This window comes from Deinococcus pimensis DSM 21231, assembly GCF_000519345.1.
GTDB lineage: Bacteria > Deinococcota > Deinococci > Deinococcales > Deinococcaceae > Deinococcus_A > Deinococcus_A pimensis.
Map to the genome: position 1 here is coordinate 78676 of NZ_KI912654.1, position 645 is coordinate 79320.

2 pseudogenes are annotated in these 645 nt (G+C 73.3%); both read left to right on the forward strand.

What is annotated here, in order from left to right:
- A pseudogene (locus tag DEIPI_RS31510) lies at positions 1-254 on the forward strand (STM4013/SEN3800 family hydrolase); the annotation flags it as partial.
- Positions 238-645, forward strand: a pseudogene (locus DEIPI_RS40025) (radical SAM protein); the annotation flags it as partial. The pseudogenes DEIPI_RS31510 and DEIPI_RS40025, both read left to right, overlap by 17 nt.

A 645-nucleotide genomic window follows, 5' to 3' on the forward strand; every position in this document is an offset into this window, starting at 1 on the left:
CGTACGAACCGGGCGCGACGCGCGACTCCACCGAGACGCAGCGGGCGGCGCTGCGGTCCGTCGACGCGTCCCTCGGCGTGCTGATCGGCGCGCTGCGGGCGCGCGGGCCGAGCCTCGTGGTGCTGTGCGCCGATCACGGCACCTGCTTCGGCGACGACGGCTACTGGGGGCACCGCGTCGCTCACCCCGCCGTGTGGACCGTCCCGTACGCTGAACTGCTCCTCCCCGGACTCGACCATGACCCTCACCCCTGACCTGACCTCCCCGGCCGAGCTGCTCGCGTTCCTGCGGGCGGACCCGTACGCGGCGTACACCTACGCGTACCCGCACAAGACCACCTACCGCGCGCTCACCCCGCCCGTGAGCCTGCGCGACGCCTGGGCGGACGAGGACCGCTCCTCGCTGTTCCTGTACGTGCACGTGCCGTTCTGCGAGATGCGCTGCGGCTTCTGCAACCTCTTCACGACCGTCGGCGCGCCCGAGACGCTGGAACGCGCGTACCTCGACACGCTCGAGCGGCACGCGCGGCGCGTGAGCGCGGCCCTGCCGGACGCGCGCTTCTCCCGCATCGCGATCGGCGGGGGCACGCCCACGTACCTCACGCCGCCGGACCTGGAGCGCCTGTTCGACCTGCTGGACCGCGAG